At 54.6% G+C, this 15831-nt stretch carries 19 protein-coding genes, 1 pseudogene and 1 other annotated feature; of the genes and pseudogenes, 14 read left to right on the forward strand and 6 right to left on the reverse strand.

Annotated features, from left to right (window positions below):
- Window positions 1–418: 418 nt before the first annotated feature.
- Window positions 419–1066 (forward strand): serine protease, encoded by a 648-nt coding sequence (locus AC2LB6_RS03865; RefSeq protein WP_490092527.1) that lies wholly within the window; start codon window positions 419–421, stop codon window positions 1064–1066.
- A 12-nt stretch (window positions 1067–1078) separates the two neighbouring features.
- Here the strand turns inward: AC2LB6_RS03865 and AC2LB6_RS03870 are convergent, their stop codons facing one another.
- Both AC2LB6_RS03870 and rnm read right to left on the reverse strand, forming a co-directional pair.
- Complete coding sequence (locus AC2LB6_RS03870; protein WP_490092528.1) at window positions 1079–1699, reverse strand: L-threonylcarbamoyladenylate synthase; 621 nt, start codon at window positions 1697–1699, stop codon at window positions 1079–1081.
- Window positions 1700–1711: 12 nt separating this feature from the next.
- On the reverse strand, window positions 1712–2596 hold the full coding sequence (gene rnm, locus AC2LB6_RS03875; RefSeq protein WP_490092529.1) for an RNase RNM: 885 nt from the start codon (window positions 2594–2596) through the stop codon (window positions 1712–1714).
- Between the two features lie 153 nt (window positions 2597–2749).
- Window positions 2750–2851, forward strand: a sequence feature (Trp leader region).
- Between the two features lie 23 nt (window positions 2852–2874).
- On the opposite strand from rnm, the gene AC2LB6_RS03880 reads away from it, so the two are divergent.
- From AC2LB6_RS03880 to AC2LB6_RS03905, 6 genes and pseudogenes are all read left to right on the forward strand, one after another.
- Window positions 2875–4440, forward strand: a complete 1566-nt coding sequence (locus tag AC2LB6_RS03880; RefSeq protein WP_490092530.1) for an anthranilate synthase component 1 — start codon at window positions 2875–2877, stop codon at window positions 4438–4440.
- Window positions 4440–6034: pseudogene (gene trpD / locus AC2LB6_RS03885) on the forward strand (bifunctional anthranilate synthase glutamate amidotransferase component TrpG/anthranilate phosphoribosyltransferase TrpD). Before AC2LB6_RS03880 ends, trpD begins: the two are co-directional and overlap by 1 nt.
- A gap of 2 nt (window positions 6035–6036) precedes the next feature.
- Window positions 6037–7398 carry a bifunctional indole-3-glycerol-phosphate synthase TrpC/phosphoribosylanthranilate isomerase TrpF gene (gene trpCF / locus AC2LB6_RS03890; protein ID WP_490092531.1) on the forward strand — a complete coding sequence of 454 codons (1362 nt, stop codon included), beginning with the start codon at window positions 6037–6039 and terminating at the stop codon, window positions 7396–7398.
- A 46-nt stretch (window positions 7399–7444) separates the two neighbouring features.
- On the forward strand, window positions 7445–8635 hold the full coding sequence (gene trpB, locus AC2LB6_RS03895) for a tryptophan synthase subunit beta (RefSeq protein WP_490092532.1): 1191 nt from the start codon (window positions 7445–7447) through the stop codon (window positions 8633–8635).
- Window positions 8635–9438 (forward strand): tryptophan synthase subunit alpha, encoded by an 804-nt coding sequence (trpA, locus tag AC2LB6_RS03900; protein ID WP_490092533.1) that lies wholly within the window; start codon window positions 8635–8637, stop codon window positions 9436–9438. Before trpB ends, trpA begins: the two co-directional genes overlap by 1 nt.
- A 149-nt stretch (window positions 9439–9587) precedes the next feature.
- A complete protein-coding gene (locus AC2LB6_RS03905) occupies window positions 9588–9902 on the forward strand; it encodes a BON domain-containing protein (RefSeq protein ID WP_090960557.1) in 315 nt (104 codons plus the stop codon).
- 48 nt (window positions 9903–9950) lie between these two features.
- On the opposite strand, the gene ompW is transcribed toward AC2LB6_RS03905, so the two are convergent.
- On the reverse strand, window positions 9951–10586 hold the full coding sequence (gene ompW / locus AC2LB6_RS03910) for an outer membrane protein OmpW (protein ID WP_175501398.1): 636 nt from the start codon (window positions 10584–10586) through the stop codon (window positions 9951–9953).
- A 250-nt stretch (window positions 10587–10836) separates the two neighbouring features.
- On the opposite strand from ompW, the gene AC2LB6_RS03915 reads away from it, so the two are divergent.
- Genes AC2LB6_RS03915 through yciA form a run of 4 tightly spaced genes read left to right on the forward strand, consistent with a single transcriptional unit; the run spans window position 10837 to window position 13088 of the window.
- Window positions 10837–11253 carry a YkgJ family cysteine cluster protein gene (locus AC2LB6_RS03915; RefSeq protein ID WP_490092534.1) on the forward strand — a complete coding sequence of 139 codons (417 nt, stop codon included), beginning with the start codon at window positions 10837–10839 and terminating at the stop codon, window positions 11251–11253.
- A 27-nt stretch (window positions 11254–11280) separates the two neighbouring features.
- Window positions 11281–12015: a YciC family protein gene (locus AC2LB6_RS03920; protein ID WP_490092535.1), complete on the forward strand. Its 735-nt coding sequence runs from the start codon at window positions 11281–11283 to the stop codon at window positions 12013–12015.
- 51 nt (window positions 12016–12066) lie between these two features.
- On the forward strand, window positions 12067–12606 hold the full coding sequence (locus AC2LB6_RS03925) for a septation protein A (protein ID WP_490092536.1): 540 nt from the start codon (window positions 12067–12069) through the stop codon (window positions 12604–12606).
- Between the two features lie 59 nt (window positions 12607–12665).
- Window positions 12666–13088 (forward strand): acyl-CoA thioester hydrolase YciA, encoded by a 423-nt coding sequence (yciA, locus tag AC2LB6_RS03930; protein WP_315311132.1) that lies wholly within the window; start codon window positions 12666–12668, stop codon window positions 13086–13088.
- A 36-nt stretch (window positions 13089–13124) separates the two neighbouring features.
- On the opposite strand, the gene tonB is transcribed toward yciA, so the two are convergent.
- Window positions 13125–13862, reverse strand: coding sequence for a TonB system transport protein TonB (gene tonB, locus AC2LB6_RS03935; RefSeq protein WP_490092537.1), 738 nt, complete (start codon window positions 13860–13862; stop codon window positions 13125–13127).
- 197 nt (window positions 13863–14059) lie between these two features.
- Between tonB and AC2LB6_RS03940 the strand changes: the two genes are divergently transcribed.
- On the forward strand, window positions 14060–14356 hold the full coding sequence (locus tag AC2LB6_RS03940; RefSeq protein WP_090960540.1) for a YciI family protein: 297 nt from the start codon (window positions 14060–14062) through the stop codon (window positions 14354–14356).
- A gap of 76 nt (window positions 14357–14432) precedes the next feature.
- Window positions 14433–14618 (forward strand): hypothetical protein, encoded by a 186-nt coding sequence (locus tag AC2LB6_RS03945; RefSeq protein WP_490092538.1) that lies wholly within the window; start codon window positions 14433–14435, stop codon window positions 14616–14618.
- A gap of 98 nt (window positions 14619–14716) precedes the next feature.
- Here AC2LB6_RS03945 and ycgZ read toward each other — a convergent pair whose 3' ends face one another.
- Window positions 14717–14953, reverse strand: coding sequence for a regulatory protein YcgZ (ycgZ, locus tag AC2LB6_RS03950; RefSeq protein ID WP_090960532.1), 237 nt, complete (start codon window positions 14951–14953; stop codon window positions 14717–14719).
- A 344-nt stretch (window positions 14954–15297) separates the two neighbouring features.
- Here ycgZ and AC2LB6_RS03955 point away from each other — a divergent pair, with 344 nt between their 5' ends.
- On the forward strand, window positions 15298–15615 hold the full coding sequence (locus tag AC2LB6_RS03955; RefSeq protein WP_490092539.1) for a hypothetical protein: 318 nt from the start codon (window positions 15298–15300) through the stop codon (window positions 15613–15615).
- Between the two features lie 16 nt (window positions 15616–15631).
- Here the strand turns inward: AC2LB6_RS03955 and AC2LB6_RS03960 are convergent, their stop codons facing one another.
- On the reverse strand, window positions 15632–15805 hold the full coding sequence (locus tag AC2LB6_RS03960; protein ID WP_090960525.1) for a YciY family protein: 174 nt from the start codon (window positions 15803–15805) through the stop codon (window positions 15632–15634).
- Between the last annotated feature and the right edge of the window lie 26 nt (window positions 15806–15831).

The following is a 15831-nucleotide window of genomic DNA, read 5'->3' on the forward strand; positions in this document are numbered from 1 at the left end:
TGCTTTTAATCCCCTGCAAAAAACATTAAAGTCAGCATAAAGCACTAGTCGATTGATTTTAGCCACCATAAGTGAACAGTGAATTTGGAAAAGCCAGATTATTCTTAAAGAAGATTTATTTAAAACCTTATTTCTCATGACATTTTGTTTTTATTAGATTTAATAAATTGCATGACACTATTAAGCTGATACACTTTATCTCAGCAGCACAATAAAAAAGCAAAGCACGCGATAAAGCGGTCTTGCGACATTACCTTCTGGCTTATTTCATACGTAAATAAAAATAGCGTTTTTACATTAATCCAATAAACCGGCGCATCCGGACTGTTGCGTTAATACGGTTCAGTGATGAACCTTGCTTGCATGTCAAAAATCTTCACCAGGGATTTCCCGACATGCCTGAACAAAGAAAACCATCATGAGAAACCTGTTTCTGTGCCCGGTGCTTGCTGCACTGGTCCTGAGCGGTTGCTCTGTGGGCCACACTGAGTACAGTCGAACGGCGATGCAGCACGTTGATATGAGCGTGACTGGCATTCCGACGATCCTCGGTCTCGGCACGCTGGGCACCAGCATACCTCTGACGCCTGAATATAGCCTCACCGCTGCGCATGTTGCTAAAACTGCCGTGCAGCGCGTGAAGTCTTATCATCCTTATTGCGACCTTGCGATTATTTATCATAAAAATGATGCCGGCACGTTGGCTAAATTCCGCAGCGGTGACATCGGCGATCCCGTTAAAATGTATGGCTACAGCTTTATTTCCGCGATGCCGGTTGAATCCTCAGGGGTGAACTTAGCCCGCACGGCGATTCGGAATGACTGGAATAAGAGTCCCTGTATAGCAATGGCGTCTAACGCAGGCGTGGTTCAGGGAATGTCGGGCGGCGGTGTTTATAACCGTGATGATACGCTAAGCGGCGTTATTGTTGGCTATTCTGATTCGATTAAGAATGGTCGTAATAACAAAGTGATCCTGAAAGATGTGTCACTTTATATTCCTTACGGCCAGTTTAAGAACTGGTTAGAGTCGAATCTGGCTCAGACACCGACCCGCGGTGTCTGAAGCCCGACTTAATTACAGGAACGGGCGGGTATCGCCCACACCTTCACGCACGATTTCCGGCGCATCGGTGGTCAGATCGACCACCGTGGTCGGCTGCTGTCCCAGCGTACCGCCGTCAATAATCAGATCGACCAGCTTACCAATACTGTGCTGAATCTCTTCCGGATCGGACTCGGTGAAATCGTTGCCCGGCAGGATTAGTGATGTCGACATCATCGGCTGATTCAGGGCTTCCAGCAGCGCCAGCGCCACGGGGTTGGAGGGCACGCGCAGACCAATGGTCTTACGCTTCTCATTCATCAGGCGACGCGGCACTTCTTTCGTCGCCTTGAGAATAAAGGTGTAGTTGCCTGGCGTGTTGTTTTTCAGCAGGCGAAAGGCGGAGTTGCCCACCTGCGAATAGACCGACAGCTCAGAGAGATCCCGACACATCAGGGTGAAGTTGTGCTGCCCATCGAGCTGACGGATACGGCAAATGCGCTCCATCGCGCCCTTCTCTTCCAGCCGACAGCCCAGCGCATAGCCGGAATCGGTAGGATATACGATGACGCTGCCTTTGTTCAGGTAGTCAACCGCCTGACTGATCAGGCGCGGCTGTGGGTTGTCCGGATGAATGTGAAACAATTGACTCATAAAAACCTCGTGTCACCTTTCCATGATTGCCAGGCTGGGAGCGAGATCCGGGAAGCGTTCCCAGACCGGCTCAACCGCCGCGGGCAGCCAGAGTTTGCGGCCCAACTCAATCCACGGGCAGGGTTGATGAAAATCAGAACCTTGTGATGCGGCCAGTTCATTATCTCTGGCGTATTGCGCCAGTGTCGTGCGTTCATTGGGTGGCTGCTGGCACTGCGCAACTTCCATCGCATCGCCGCCCGCTTCACGGAAATGGGCGACCAGCCGTTTGAGCCACTTCGCCGATAATCCGTAACGGCCAGGATGGGCCAGCACGGCACAACCACCAGAATGATGAATCGCATCAATAGCTTGTTTAATTGTACACCATTGTGGCGGCACGTAGCCGGTTTTGCCACGCGCCAGATAATTTTTGAATACCTGCGCCATGTTCTCCGCTTTGCCCTGCTCGATCAGAAAACGAGCAAAGTGACCACGGGTAATGATGCCGCCATCCGCCAGTCGCAGCGCACCCGCCAGCGCATCCGGTATACGCGCCTTCGCGAGTCGCTCACCAATCTCTTCCGCCCGCGTCTGCCGACAGGCGTGTTGTCCGGCAAGAAACGTCACCATCGCCGGATGGTGGATATCAATATTCAGGCCGACGATGTGAATCTCATGGTTCTCCCACAGCGTGGAGATCTCTGCGCCTGCCAGCACTTTTATTGGTAAATCGTGGTCGAGTGCCGTTTGCTGCGCTTCCTCTACCCCTGCAACGCTGTCGTGATCGGTGATCGCCAGTACGCCGACACGCATCTCAACGGCTCGCTGCACCAGCGCGGCTGGCGTCAGTAAGCCATCGGAGGCACGCGTGTGGCTGTGTAAATCATAAACCGGGAAACGGGCGATATCGCTCAAGAGAACTCCTGCTGAAACTAAACCGGCCAGCATGATAACGATTTTAACGCTCAGTGAAAAAGGCTATTGACATTTCCGCCCTGAACCCGTTAACTAGTACACAAGTTCACACGTAACGGGTATTTAATCATGGCTGTTGTAATCACGCATTTAAACGGTTGGCGCGATGTTCCCGAAAACGGGCGACTGGGTCGTGCACACTTTGCGTAAACGCTGTGCTAATACCTGAGCCCGCCACCGAGCGGGCTTTTTTTTGAGCGAAATTCAGAGAAATCATCATGCCAAATGCGAAACCTACAGTGAAGTTGATTACCGGCAACGCGCCCTACCGCGAAGATCCGGCCGCAGTGTTTCATCAGCTGTGCGGCGCACGTCCGGCAACCCTGCTGCTCGAATCTGCTGACATCGACAGCAAGCGCAATTTAAAAAGTCTGCTGATTGTCGACAGTGCGCTGCGTATCAGCGCCATGGGTAATACGGTTACCGTTCAGGCGCTGTCAGAAAATGGCCGCGCCGTGCTGCCGCTGCTGGATGAGGCTCTGCCTGCCTCCGTCATCAATCAGGTCCGTCCCGATGGACGCGAGCTGACTTTCCCGCAGAGCACCGACCATCAGCAGGACGAAGATTCCCGCCTTAAGGCACTGTCGGTGTTTGATGCATTGCGTCTGATTCCACAGCTGGTTAACTCCTCTGCCGACGAGCGCGAAGCCGTGCTGCTGGGTGGCCTGTTTGCTTACGATCTGGTGGCCGGTTTTGAAACCCTGCCGGAGCTGGATAATCAGCAGCGTTGTCCCGACTACTGTTTTTACCTGGCAGAGACTTTACTGGTGATCGATCACCAGACCCGCAGTGCGCGTCTGCAGGCCAGCCTGTTCTGCCCGTCCACCAGTGAGTTCCAGCGCCTGCAACGCCGCATCGAACAGTTGCATGGTCAGATGCTGCAGCCAGCGCCCGCTCTGCCGGTCCAGTCAGTTGAACAGATGACGCTGACCACCAGCCAGAGTGATGAAGAGTATTGCGACGTGGTTCGCACCATGCAGCAGGCGATTCGCATCGGCGAAATTTTCCAGGTCGTGCCCTCGCGCCGCTTCTCGCTGCCGTGCCCGTCACCGCTGGCCGCCTACGACACGCTGAAAAACAGCAACCCAAGCCCGTACATGTTCTTTATGCAGGATCAGGATTTCTCGCTGTTTGGCGCGTCGCCTGAAAGCTCGCTGAAGTATGACGCGACTTCACGTCAGATTGAGATCTACCCAATTGCCGGTACCCGCCCGCGTGGCCGCCATGCCGATGGATCACTGGACCGCGATCTCGACAGCCGCATTGAGCTGGAGATGCGCACCGACCATAAAGAGCTGGCTGAGCATCTGATGCTGGTGGATCTGGCGCGTAACGATCTGGCGCGTATCTGCGTGCCCGGCAGCCGTTATGTGGCTGACCTGACCAAAGTCGACCGCTACTCGTTTGTAATGCATCTGGTTTCCCGCGTGGTGGGCACGCTGCGCGCCGACCTCGATGTTCTGCACGCGTATCGCGCCTGTATGAACATGGGCACGCTGAGCGGCGCGCCAAAAGTTCGTGCCATGCAGCTGATCGCCGGTGCTGAACGCACCCGTCGCGGCAGCTACGGCGGCGCGGTGGGTTACTTCACTGCTCAGGGCGATCTCGATACCTGTATCGTTATTCGTTCGGCCTATGTCGAAGATGGTGTCGCCACCGTTCAGGCGGGCGCCGGTGTGGTGCTGGATTCAAATCCGCAGGCTGAAGCGGATGAAAGCCGCAATAAAGCCCGCGCCGTTCTGCGCGCTATCGCGACTGCCCATCACTGCAAGGAGATCTTCTGATGGCTGATATTCTGCTGCTCGATAACATCGACTCTTTTACCTACAACCTGGTTGATCAGCTGCGGACCTTTGGTCACAACGTGGTGATCTACCGCAACAACCTGCCTGCAGAACTGTTAATTGAACAGCTGCAGCGGATGGAAAACCCGGTGCTGATGCTCTCCCCTGGCCCAGGCGCGCCAAAAGATGCTGGTTGTATGCCGGAGTTGCTGCGGGTGCTGCGCGGCCGTCTGCCGATTATCGGCATCTGCCTGGGACATCAGGCAATTGTGGAAGCCTATGGCGGCCATGTGGGTCAGGCAGGCGAGATCCTGCACGGCAAAGCCTCATCTATCGTCCATGACGGCGAGGCGATGTTTACCGGCCTGAGCAATCCACTGCCTGTGGCGCGCTATCACTCGCTGGTAGGCAGCAACACGCCGGATGAGCTGACAGTCAACGCCAGTTACAACGGGATGGTAATGGCCGTTCGACATGAAACCGATCGCGTCTGCGGGTTTCAGTTCCATCCTGAATCAATTTTGACTTCTCAGGGCGCGCGTCTGCTTGAGCAGACGCTGGCCTGGGCGCTGGCGAAGTAACAGGGAGAATAATGATGCAACAGATACTGGAAAAACTTTACCAGGCGCAGACGCTGAATCAGGCTGAGAGTCATCAGCTGTTCAGCGCCATTATTACCGGACAGCTGGAGCCAACGCAGCTCGCTGCCGCGCTGGTCGCCATGAAAGTACGCGGTGAAACGCCGGAAGAGATCGCCGGAGCCGCTACGGCGCTGCTGGAAGATGCTAAGCCGTTTCCCCGCCCTGATTACGCTTTTGCCGACATCGTGGGCACCGGCGGAGATGGCAGTAACAGCATTAATATCTCGACGGCCAGCGCCTTTGTGGCCGCGACCTGCGGTCTGAAAGTGGCGAAGCACGGCAACCGCAGCGTCTCCAGTAAATCGGGTTCGTCGGATCTGCTGGCCGCTTTTGGTATCAATCTTGATATGCCCGCTGACCGCGCGCGCCAGGCGCTGGACGATCTGAACGTCTGCTTCCTGTTTGCGCCGCAGTATCACACCGGCTTTCGCCACGCGATGCCGGTTCGCCAGCAGTTGAAGACCCGCACGCTGTTTAATGTGTTAGGTCCGCTGATCAACCCGGCGCGTCCTCCGCTGGCGGTGATTGGCGTCTACAGCCCGGAGCTGGTGATGCCGATTGCGCAGACCCTGAAAGTGCTGGGTTATCAGCGTGCGGCGGTCGTTCACGGTGGCGGCATGGATGAAGTGGCGCTGCACGATGTGACCCATGTGGCTGAGCTGCGTGAGGGGGAAATTACCCGCTATCAACTCTCGCCAGAAGACTTTGGTTTTGGCTTCCATCCCAAAGAAGCGCTGGCGGGCGGCACGCCGGAAGAAAATCGTGACATTCTGACGGCTTTACTCCAGGGTAATGGCCAGCAGGCCCATGAAGAGGCGGTCGCCGTCAACGTGGCGATGTTGCTTAAAGTGTTCGGTCAGGAAGATCTGCGTGAAAACGCACAGCAGGCGCTTAACGCCATCCGCAGCGGACAGGCTTATGAGCGTGTAGTCGCACTGGCAGCAAGAGGATAATCATGAAAGGCACCGTGTTAGAAAAAATTGTTCAGGACAAAGCGATTTGGGTTGAAGCCCGTCAGCAGCAGCAGCCTCTCTCCACCTTTCAGAACAGCATTGAACCTGCCCGCCGTCATTTTTACGACGCGCTGCAGGGTGCAAGAACCGCGTTTATCCTGGAGTGTAAAAAGGCGTCGCCGTCTAAGGGCGTGATTCGCGAGGATTTCGATCCAGCCGCCATTGCCGGGGTTTACCGCCATTACGCTTCCGCGGTGTCCGTGCTGACCGATGAGAAATATTTTCAGGGCGACTTCGCCTTTCTGCCGATTGTCAGCGCCGCTATCACCCAGCCGGTGCTGTGCAAAGATTTTATCATCGACCCTTATCAGATCTATCTGGCCCGTTACTACCAGGCGGATGCGATCCTGCTGATGCTGTCGGTGCTGGATGATGAGCAGTATCGTCAGCTGGCCGCCGTGGCACACAGCCTGAAGATGGGCATTCTGACGGAAGTGAGTAACGAAGAGGAACTTGAGCGGGCTATCGCGCTGCAGGCCAGAGTCGTTGGGATTAACAACCGCGATCTGCGTGACCTCTCTATCGATCTCAACCGTACCCGCCAGCTGGCGCCACGCCTGTCGCACGGCGTTACGGTGATCAGCGAATCGGGTATTAACAGCTATGCTGATATCCGCGAGCTGAGCCACTTCGCGAATGGCTTCCTGATCGGCTCTGCCCTGATGGAAGAAGCGGACCTGACAGGCGCGGTGCGTCGTGTCACGCTGGGCAGCAATAAAGTGTGCGGCTTAACCCGTGCCGAAGATGCGCGTGCCGCCTATGAAGCCGGCGCAATTTACGGCGGGCTGATCTTCGCTGAAGGTTCACCGCGCCTGATTGACACAGCCACGGCGCAAATCGTGATCGCCGCCGCACCGCTGCGCTTCGTCGGCGTATTCCGCAATAACTCTATCAGTGACGTTGTCACGCTGGCCACCGAACTTTCACTGTCAGCCGTGCAGCTGCATGGCAGTGAGACACCGGAATTTGTGGCTGAACTGCGCGAGGCACTGCCAGCAGAGATCCAAATCTGGAAGGCGCTGCGCATTGAAGGTGCCTTACCGGCGCGCGACTGGCCACATGTTGACCGTTATGTGTTTGATAATGGCGATGGCGGCACCGGACAGCGTTTCGACTGGTCGCTGTTACAGGGTCAGAACCTGAACAATGTGCTGCTGGCCGGTGGCCTGAGCGCAGATAACTGTGTAGAAGCCGCGCAGCTAGGCTGTGCCGGACTGGACTTCAACTCTGGCGTGGAAAGCGCGCCTGGCATCAAAGATGCCCGTAAAATTGCCGCTGTGTTTCAGACACTGCGTGCCTACTGATTTGCCTGGCCTGCTCAACGGCGGGCCCGAGAAAGGAAGATAAAAAATGACGTTACTCAATCCCTACTTTGGCGAATTTGGCGGAATGTATGTTCCGCAGATCCTGATGCCAGCCCTGCGCCAGCTGGAACAGGCGTTTGTCGACGCCCAGAAAGATCCTGAATTTCAGGCCGAATTTACCGACCTGCTGAAGAACTACGCGGGTCGTCCTACTGCCCTGACTCTGTGCAAAAATCTGACAAAAGGCACGAAAACCCGCCTCTACCTGAAGCGTGAAGATCTGCTGCATGGAGGCGCGCACAAAACCAACCAGGTACTGGGTCAGGCGCTGTTAGCCAAACGCATGGGCAAAAACGAAATCATTGCCGAAACCGGTGCCGGTCAGCACGGCGTGGCTTCCGCGCTGGCCTGTGCGCTGTTGGGCATGAAATGCCGCATCTATATGGGCGCGAAAGATGTCGAGCGTCAGTCACCTAACGTGTTCCGTATGCGTCTGATGGGCGCAGAAGTGATCCCGGTTCACAGCGGCTCCGCCACGCTGAAAGATGCCTGTAACGAAGCGCTGCGCGACTGGTCTGGCAGCTACGAGACCTCGCACTACATGCTCGGCACCGCGGCGGGTCCGCATCCCTTCCCGACTATTGTCCGTGAGTTCCAGCGCATGATCGGCGAAGAGACTAAAAAGCAGATTCTGGAAAGAGAGGGACGCCTGCCCGACGCAATCCTCGCCTGTGTGGGGGGAGGCTCCAACGCCATCGGGATGTTTGCCGACTTTATCGATGAGGCCAGCGTGAAGCTGATCGGCGTAGAGCCTGCGGGCCATGGCATTGAAACCGGCGAGCATGGCGCACCGCTCAAGCACGGTCGCGTTGGCATCTACTTCGGTATGAAATCGCCGATGATGCAGACCCATGATGGCCAGATTGAGGAGTCTTACTCAATCTCTGCTGGTCTCGACTTCCCATCGGTGGGTCCGCAGCATGCGCACCTCAACAGCATCGGTCGTGCGGAGTATGTCTCCATTACCGATAACGAAGCAATGGATGCCTTTAAACTCCTGTGCCGTGCGGAGGGGATTATTCCGGCGCTGGAGTCGTCTCACGCCCTGGCACACGCCATGAAGATGATTCACGCTGAGCCGGAAAAAGAGCAACTGATTGTGGTCAACCTATCTGGCCGTGGCGACAAAGATATTTTCACCGTTCATGACATTTTGACAGCGCAGGGAGAAATCTGATGGAACGTTACAATCAACTTTTTACCCGTCTGTCAGCGAATAACGAAGGCGCTTTCGTTCCTTTTGTTACGCTGGGCGATCCTTCCCCTGAGCTTTCACTGCGTGTGATTGATGCGCTGGTTGACGGTGGCGCCGATGCGCTGGAGCTGGGTATTCCCTTCTCCGATCCGCTGGCGGATGGCCCGACCATTCAGAACGCGACGTTGCGTGCCTTTGCGGCGGGCACCAACACCAGCCAGTGTTTTGAGATGCTGGCGACTATCCGCCGTAAATACCCGGAGCTGCCGATTGGTTTGCTGATGTACGCCAACCTGGTCTTCACTAACGGCGTGGATGAGTTCTATGCCCGTTGTGCAGAAGCCGGTGTTGATTCAGTGCTGGTGGCGGATGTGCCGGTTGAAGAGTCTGCGCCTTTCCGTCAGGCGGCTCTGCGCCATGGCGTGGCGCCTATCTTTATCTGTCCACCTAACGCCAGCGATGAACTGCTGCGTGAGATTGCGTCGCACGGCCGCGGTTACACCTACCTCCTGTCACGCGCGGGCGTTACCGGTGCTGAAAACCGCGCCAGCCTGCCGCTGAAGCATCTGATCGACAAGCTGCGTGAATACCACGCCGCGCCGCCGCTGCAGGGCTTTGGGATCTCAGAGCCTGAACAGGTCAAAGAAGCGATCGCTTCCGGTGCCGCGGGAGCTATCTCCGGTTCTGCCATTGTCAGAATCATTGAAAAGCACCATGCAGAACCTGAAGTAATGCTGAGCGAACTGAAGAGTTTTGTCAGCCGTCTCAAAGCCGCCAGCCGTTAATTCTGCCATCATGCCTTATCACGCGATAAGGCATGATTTGTTTCCTTTTTTTTCATTCCGCTATTTGCCCTTTTTGCAAAATCTGCACCACAATGACAATGCGCCGTTACGGTAACGTCGCATCCAATTTGTGACAGGGAGAGAAAGCAATGAAATTCGTTAAACTGCTGACAGGTGCTGTACTGGCGGGCGTTGTTGCGCTGACACTGAGCGCCTGTGCGCCAACCGCAACCAAAGAGGGAACCGGTGGCTATATTGATGACACCGTGGTGACCACAAAAGTTAAAGGTGAGCTGCTGAAAGATGAATCGCTGAAATCAACTGAAATCAACGTAGAAACCTTCAAAGGTAAAGTTCAGCTGAGCGGCTTTGTTTCATCACCACAAATGGCTAATCGTGCCGTTCAGGTTACGCGCAGCGTGCCAGGCGTGAAGGCAGTCGTCAACAATATGCAGATCAAATAACGTCGTAACAGACAAAAAAAGGCCGCTTATTCAGCGGCCTTTTTCTCATCAGAAGCGGTAACCCGCACCGAAGAAGAAGACCCACGGATCGATGCGCATGTTGATGTTCTGCTGTTCACCACCCGCTTTGAACTTCACTTCCGTATCAATATCCATGTACCACACCGACGCATTCAGCATCCAGTCGCGGTTGATCTGGTAATCCAGACCGACCTGACCCGCCACACCCCAGGAATCTTTGACGCTGAGATCGGTCAGGCCCGCATCGCGGCCCGTCTGGTTGAAATCGGCATCGTAAAAGGTGGTGTAGTTGATACCCACGCCGATGTAAGGACGCGCTTTGCTCTTGCTGTCAAAGAAGTAGTACTGCGCCATCAGGGTTGGCGGTAACTGGCGCACGGTGGCCAGTGTGCCGGTTGGGCCGAGGCCTACTTTATGACGGAATGGCGTGGCCGCCAGTAACTCGACACCAATGTTGTCCGTTGCCATATAGGTGAAGGTCAGACCCAGTTGCGTGTCGTTGGAGGCGCTGAACTCGCCCATCCCCAGCACATTATCGGAACCTTCGGTAGGACGGACGGTGGCACTGCCAGCCCGCATAAAGAAGTCGCCCGCTTCGTGGGCCATTGCCAGTTGGGGCAAAGCCAGAGCCAGCAGCATCGCGCATTTTGCCAGTTTCATCATCACTCCTTTGCATAATGTTAAAGTCGCGAACGTCATCGCTTTTTTGCTGGCAATTATTTAACGTGATTTACAGAAAATTGCACTCTGTACCCTTCAGATAAAGTGCCTATAAAACAATGAATTGATTTAGATCAATTTCGGCTCATGCTGTCGCAGCAAAATTCCCCTTGCTGAATAATTTTGCCAGCTCTATGTTGCTTATCTTCATTGTTGATTTTGGTTCGATGCCCTGGGAGGGGCGGGTGATCAAATGAGTGAGATATCTAACCCTTGTGTCAGTTGTGGCGCCTGCTGCGCCCATTTCCGCGTCTCATTTTACTGGGCTGAAGCCGATGATGCGGGCGGCCCGGTGCCGACCGAATTAACCGAGCCGCTCAGCCTGTTAATGCGCAATATGCGTGGCACTAACAGTGCAGCGCCCCGCTGCGTTGCACTGCAGGGCGAAGTTGGCGGCTGTGTCTCCTGCGGTATCTATGAACAGCGTCCGTCACCCTGTCGGGAGTTTACGCTGTCCGGTGAAGCGGGTATCCATAATGAAGCCTGCGATCGTGCCCGCGCGCGTTATGGTCTTCCTGCCCTTTTTGATCCCTCTTTACCTCATATTACAGAAAGTTATGCCCTGCCGGGTGCCCCGGAGCTGCCAGAACATGTACAATCGCCGGGTTAATTAACCCGGTTCCTTCAAGGAGAGTACATGTCTATCACGGCAAGCTCGTTATACCGTGACACAGGAAATTTTGCGCGCCATCAACTTTCTACAGTGCTGCTGATGTCGCTGCTAGCCGCTTTTGTCACCGTCATGCTGGTGCATGTGCTGACACCCGGCGCCGATCAGATGGCCATCCTGCAACAGGGCGACGACAGTGCCAGTTCGTTATTTGAGATGGTGCAGAATATGTCACCGGAACAGCAGCAGGTGCTGCTGCGCGCCTCGGCGGCCAGCACCTTTGCGGCGCTGATGGGGAATACGCTGCTGCTTGGCGGAATGCTCTATCTGATTCCGATGGTCTCTTCCGGCCAGCGTATCAGTGCGCTGCGAGCGATTGGTGCGTCAGCGCCGCTGCTGCCAAAACTGCTGCTGCTCACCTTCCTGATGACGCTGGTGGCGCAACTGGGCTTTATGGTGTTGGTGGTGCCAGGCATTCTCCTGACGATGCTGCTGTCGCTGGCACCGGTGATGGTCGCCAGTGAGAAGATGGGCGTCTTTGCCGCGATGCGTGCCAGCATGCGAATGGCGTGGAAGAATGTGAGGCTGATTGCCCCCGCTATTCTGCTCTGGCTGCTGGCTAAAGTGATAGTGATGCTGTTCTTCTCATCGCTGACAGTATTACCGCTAAATGTTTCTTCGGTGATTTTCACTGCGGCTGGCAATGTGGTTTCAGCGATGTTGATTATCTATCTCTATCGGCTCTATATGCTGTTACGTTGATTGACGGTGTGCCTCCGGGCACATTTGCAGCCAACTCTGAATGGAAAAACTATGAAGCAGCTACTCGACTTTCTCCCCCTGGTGGTCTTTTTCATTTTCTACAAGCTGTATGACATTTTTGTCGCCTCGGGCGCACTGATTGTCGCGACCGGCCTGGCGCTGGTTGTCAGCTGGGTGCTCTATCGCAAGCTGGAAAAGATGACGATTTTCACCTTTGTGCTGGTTGCCGTTTTTGGCACCCTGACGCTGGTGTTCCACAACGATGAGTTCATTAAGTGGAAAGTCACAGTGATCTATAGCCTGTTTGCCGCCGCCCTGCTCTACAGCCAGTTTTTCATGCAGCAGACGTTGATTCAGCGCATGCTTGGCAAAGAGCTGCAGCTGCCCGACTCAGTCTGGCGCAGGCTCAACGTCGCCTGGGCGCTGTTCTTCCTGATCTGCGGCCTGGTCAACATCTATGTTGCATTTTGGTTATCTCAGGCGTTTTGGGTTAACTTTAAAGTGTTCGGTCTCTCCGGTCTGACCTTACTGTTTACCCTGCTCAGCGGGCTTTACATCTGGCGACAGATGCCGCAGCAGGAACAAAAATAATCATCTGCCCGGCTCGCCGGGCATTTTTTTAGCATTCACCTGCATAAAAAGTGGAAGCAATGGGCGAAAAACATAAACTGCCGCAAGGCGAAATGGTGCTGCGTACGCTCGCCATGCCAGCTGATACCAACGCCAATGGCGATATTTTTGGTGGCTGGCTGATGTCACAGATGGATATGGGCGGCGCTATCCTGGCGAAAGAGATCGCTGAAGGACGCGTAGTCACGGTGCGCGTCGACGGCATGTCATTCATGAAGCCGGTCGCAGTGGGTGATGTGGTGAGCTGTCATGCGAGCTGTCTCCGTACCGGCAACAGTTCCATGACGATTAACGTGGAAGTGTGGATCAAAAAAGTGTCGTCTGAGCCGATTGGACAGACCTACTGTGCGACTGAAGCAGTCTTTATCTACGTAGCGGTCGACAATGAGGGCAATTCACGTCCTCTTCCCGCCGGGCGCGCCAATCAGCAACATACCGAATAAGTAACGGGTCAGGCGGCTTCTGCCTGACCCTGTGGCTTATTCAAGGCTGGCACCGCCATTGATCTTAAACACGATATTCATCGTCAGCCCCTGTCCTGGCTGTCCACTCTGGTAGCGCCACTTTTTCATCGCCTGCTTTACTTCGCGCTCAAACATATTGCTCGGCTGGGCAGAGAGGATCTGGATGTTATCTACCCGTCCGTCACTATCCACATCAAACTTCACCCGCACCCGGCCCTCTATGCGTAATGCAAAAGCGCGCTGCGGATAGCCTGGCTTGCTCACACTCAAGGCTTTCGGGCCCGTTGATGCCGACGCAGTGGATGACGGCGTGGCTTTTGGCGCAGTCGCCGGTTTGCTCTGTGTCGCAGGTGCCTCCTGCTTAAACGGGTCAGCCTGCGGCTTGCTCTCCTGACGCGGCTTCACCTCGCGTTTTGGCTGCTCCCGCTTGTGCTCAGGTTTTGGTTTCGGTTTTGGCTTAGGTACAGGTTTGGGAATCGGCACCGGCTCCGCTTTCGGCGGTTCCGGCACCGGCTGAGGTTCCGGCAGTGGTTCAGGCTGAGGCGCAGGCGGCTGTACGATGGCCGGTGCAGGCTCGGGCTGAACGTCAGGCGCGACCATGGTTACGCTGATAGGCTGCGACGCTTTAGGTACCTCACTCACCTGCTGGAATGACGCATACAGAATTCCGGCAATCACGGCCCCATGCAGAGCAACAGACAACAACATGGAGACAGGCGTGCGTTTAGGTAATGGCATAGTCAGCGTGGTCATAACAGTCGCAGTGATTGAATAGAGCAGCGATTTTAAATGCAAATAGCAATCAGTTTCAATAACTCCCGCCATCCCCCCTGCAGAAAAGCCCTTTTTAGCCCTTTATGCTGAGCCATTAACCACCTTCAGGTTTCGTTTGCACTCTAATCGTCAATCCCTTAACGTGTTGCAAAATTCTGATAACCAGGAGTTCCTTAGTGCTTTACGTCATTTATGCAGAAGATACTGCAGAGTCACTGGAAAAACGTAACGCCGTGCGCCCTGCCCACCTGGCGCGCCTCAAACTGCTGCAGGAAGAGGGACGCCTGATCATTGCAGGCCCAATGCCTGCTGTGGATAGCAACGATCCGGGCGTAGCGGGCTTCACCGGCTCAACCGTGATTGCGGAGTTCCCGTCACTGGAATCCGCGCAATCCTGGGCGCAGGATGACCCTTACTTTGCCGCGGGCGTCTACAAACAGGTTTCAGTGAAGCCGTTTAAACGCGTCTTCTGACAGAAAAAGTGCAGTCAAAATGGCTTCTGTGCCTGGCACAGAAGCCATTTTTGTTTTGATCGTTTAGAGAGGAAAGATGCAGATAATCATTCTGGGGCTACTGGCGATTATTACCGGACTTATCGGCGGCGCGGTCTATCTCTGGCGCAGCCAGGGCTGGCGTAATAAAAAACAGTGGATTGTAATGCTGATAGTGCTGGCGGCAGCACTGCAGTTGGTCAACGTGACGCTGATGATGTCTGCACAACGTCTCACAGGCTAGTGATCTATCAGCGTGATATTTTTAAAACGTTATTTTAAACTTAGCATGCCAGGTCGCTGAGTAACTCCGTCCTGGCTTCTTTGCTACTTACTGGCATCTTAATCCAGAATCAGCTCAATCAGCGCATGATAATGCTGCTCTTCTTCCGGACTGGTGACATGCTGTAAACGGCCGATCAGTTTAGAGCAGATGGCTTTACGATTAAGGGTACGACCAGACTGAATAATTTCGGAAACCACTGAACCCAGAATAGCCTGCTGTGAAGGCTGTGCGGCACTGTGCAGATAAGCAGTGATATCAGAGACTGAAGCGGGAATGTGAACGTTAGTTTGCATGGGCGACCCTCTGGAATGTGTTTTAGGTGACTGACCGACGCAGTAAAGCTATACAAGAATTCTCACGATGTACAGGTATTTAGTTCAGAATATCGCCTGGGATACCGTTATAGTTAATAAGTATATACTTAATAGTCACTTACGAAAATATAAAGTTGTACAGGTTTACATTTGCCGAATGTAAACCCCGGCAAAGCCCCCTCCTGAAGTCCCCTCTTGCATTAAATAACGTTCACCCCGTCATTTTTTTAGCCTCGAGGAGGAATTATCTGGCAGAGCTGACTACATTTAGCGATTGTGAGTTGAACCTCTGAATGGATGCACAGCACAGACGCGGGCAAATTATGCATAAAACTTATCCTGGCCAGGCCCTTACTCTGCTCAATCCGTTATTATCGCGGATTGCGGCGATAGCCGATCCCAGAATAGAAGTCATGAGTGGCTACCCTGCTAATTGCTCAGCATGGCTCACGGTCTATTATCAGCGTAAGTCGGGTAAATGGTCTTATGAATGGTACGATCGGGTGGGTTACCGCAGGCCGGCTGCGCTGGGCGGCGCGATGGAGTGCCTGATGCGAGAAGTCAGCGACCGGGGCGCGTCGCGTCAGGAGCACTCCATGGCGCGACGGGTGATAGCAGAATCAGGATTTTTTGAAGCCTGAAAGTCGCCGTCATCAATCAGATGATCTGCGTAATAAACAGGATTGAGCGACGCTGCTGCTGTGCCAGCTGATGGCGGATGCTGTGGATACGCTTATAACGGCGCGACTGCCCTTCCAGCCAGCGGGAGCGACGGCGATGCGCCTGACGTAACATTCTCCAGCGCGCCACTTCATTTCTGCTTCGTTTCATCACTTCCCCTCTGTCGTCATTCACGC

The organism is Pantoea sp. RCC30.1, assembly GCF_058148845.1.